3 protein-coding genes are annotated in these 2,254 nt (G+C 70.1%); all 3 read left to right on the forward strand.

Translation table 11 applies throughout. The features are described 5' to 3' along the window. Positions 1-803: FAD-dependent monooxygenase (locus G3N99_RS38825; protein ID WP_206125044.1), on the forward strand; the 803-nt coding region annotated here is incomplete at its 5' end. A gap of 66 nt (positions 804-869) precedes the next feature. Continuing rightward, positions 870-1,397: a flavin reductase family protein gene (locus tag G3N99_RS38830; protein ID WP_174932483.1), complete on the forward strand. Its 528-nt coding sequence runs from the start codon at positions 870-872 to the stop codon at positions 1,395-1,397. 122 nt (positions 1,398-1,519) lie between these two features. Beyond that, positions 1,520-2,254, forward strand: a 735-nt coding sequence (locus G3N99_RS38835; RefSeq protein WP_206125045.1) for a LysR family transcriptional regulator, incomplete at its 3' end; no start/stop codon positions are given.

Genomic DNA, 2,254 nt, shown 5'->3' on the forward strand with positions numbered 1-2,254 from the left:
TCGACGCGTGCGGGCCGGACGGCGCGACGCTCGTCGATGCGACGGGCACGCGCTGGCGCGCGGATCTCGTCGTCGCGGCCGACGGCATTCATTCGACGCTGCGCCACGCGCTGCTCGGCGACGACGCGCCGCACTACAGCGGCGACGACGCGTATCGCGCGCTGATCGACGTCGACGCGATCGATCCGCACTCGCCCGTGTTCGAGATCGTCAAGGAACCGCAGGTGACGATCTGGCTCGGGCCCGGTCGGCACGCGATCCATTACTGGGTGCGCGATCGCCGGCTGCTGAACCTCGTCGTGATCGTGCCGGGCGACGGCAGCACGCGCGAATCGTGGAGCAGCAAGGGCGATCGCGCGACGCTCGAGGCCGAGCTCGACGGCTGGGATCCGCGCCTCGTCGGGCTGATCCGCTGCGCGTCGGACTTGAGCCGCTGGTCGCTGCACGACCGCCAGCCGCTCACGCGCTGGGTATGGGACAGCGTGTGCCTGCTCGGCGACGCGTGCCATCCGATGCTGCCGTACCAGTCGCAGGGCGCCGCGCAGGCGCTCGAGGACGCGGTCGTGCTCGGCCGGTGCGTGACGGGGCTCGCGTCGAAGGAAGCCCTCGGCGCCGCACTGGTCGAGTACCAGCGCCTGCGGATCGACCGCAGCGCGCGGATCCAGCTTGCGTCGGCCGGCAACGGCGGCGTGTTCCACCTGCCCGACGGCCCCGAGCAACAGGCCCGCGACGCCGAGCTCAAGTCGCGCCGCGCCGACTTCAAGTCCTATCACTGGACCTGGGCCGACGCGTACCAGCTTTGACGCCCGCCCCGGCGCCGTGTGGTGCGAGCCATGCGGCGCCGGGGCTCCTCGTGACAGGACCGCATCATGATGAACACCGTGGACATTGCGCAGCAACTGAAACAGGCGATGCGCGGCGTAGCCGCCACCGTCACGATCGTCACGACCGGTGGCGACGGCGCCGCGGCCGCCCCGTGCGCGCTGACCGCCAGCTCGTTCACGTCGGTCGCGCTCGATCCGCCGACCGTGCTGGTATGCATCAACCGGCGCGCGAGCATTCACGCGTCGATCACCGGCCGCCGGCGCTTCTGCGTGAACGCGCTGCAAAGCTGCCACGTGCCGCTCGCGCTCGCGTGCAGCACGACGGGCTCCGATACCCGTTTCGCGGACGACGCGTGGCGCACCGACGCGGCAACCGGCCTGCCCTACCTCGAGAACGCACAGACGTCGTTCTTCTGCGACACGCTCGAACAGGTCGAGGTCGGCTCGCATTCGATCCTGGTCGGACGGGTCACGCGCGTCGCGATGTCCGACGACGTGAACCCGCTGATGTACGTGAACGGCGCGTTCGCCGCCGTCCGCTCGCTGCCGCCCGATGCGGGCGCCGGCCAATGACACCCCGATGCGTGCGTCACGCGTGATGCCGCGCGCAATCGTTGCGTGCGCTGCAGTCACGCTGCGCGCGCATATCCCGCACTACCATTGCGCCGCATGCACGCGATGACACGGAGAAGCCGATGGCACCCGACCTGAACCTGCTGATTTCGCTCGACGCGCTGCTCGAAGAGGGTAGCGTCGTCGGCGCCGCACGCCGCATGAACCTCAGCCCGCCCGCGATGAGCCGCACGCTCGCGCGCATCCGCGAAACGGTCGGCGACCCGATCTTCGTGCAGGCCGGCCGCAAGATGGTGCCGACGCCGCGCGCGCTCGAACTGCGCGGCGTCGTCCGCGAGACCGTGGAGCGCGCGTCGCAGTTGCTCGCCCCGTCCGCGGAAATCGATCTCGGCACGCTCGACAAGCAGTTCAATGTGCGCGCGAACGACATCTTCGTCGGCCTGCACAGCAGCCGCCTGCTCGAGGAGATGGCGCGCGGGATGCCGCGCGCGATGCTGCGCTTCATGCCCGAGGAAGACGACATCGACGACGACGCGTTGCGCAGCGGCCGCATCGACCTGTTCATCAGCGCGTCGCGCCGCCTGGGGCCGGAGATTCGCGTGCAGCCGCTGTTCACGACGACCTTCGTCGGCCTCGCGCGCGACGACCACCCGATCTTCGACGACGACATCACGCCCGAGCGCTTCGCGCGCTGGCCGCATATCGGCGTATCGCGGCGCGGCAAGTCGGCGGGGCCGATCGACGACGCGCTCGCCGCGCGCGGGCTCGCGCGGCAGATCGGAAGAGCGGCGTTGAGGGACAGCGTGGATCTGCCGTGGTCGATTCCGGTGGCGGCCGTACAGTTAAAAACAAACAAA

It is taken from the genome of Burkholderia sp. Ac-20392 (assembly GCF_017104585.1).
GTDB classification, from domain to species: Bacteria; Pseudomonadota; Gammaproteobacteria; order Burkholderiales; family Burkholderiaceae; genus Burkholderia; species Burkholderia lata.

Coding starts and splice junctions, on each gene's coding strand:
- G3N99_RS38830 (WP_174932483.1), top strand. CDS start 870: ATGATGAACACCGTGGACATTGCGCAGCAACTGAAACAGGCGATGCGC.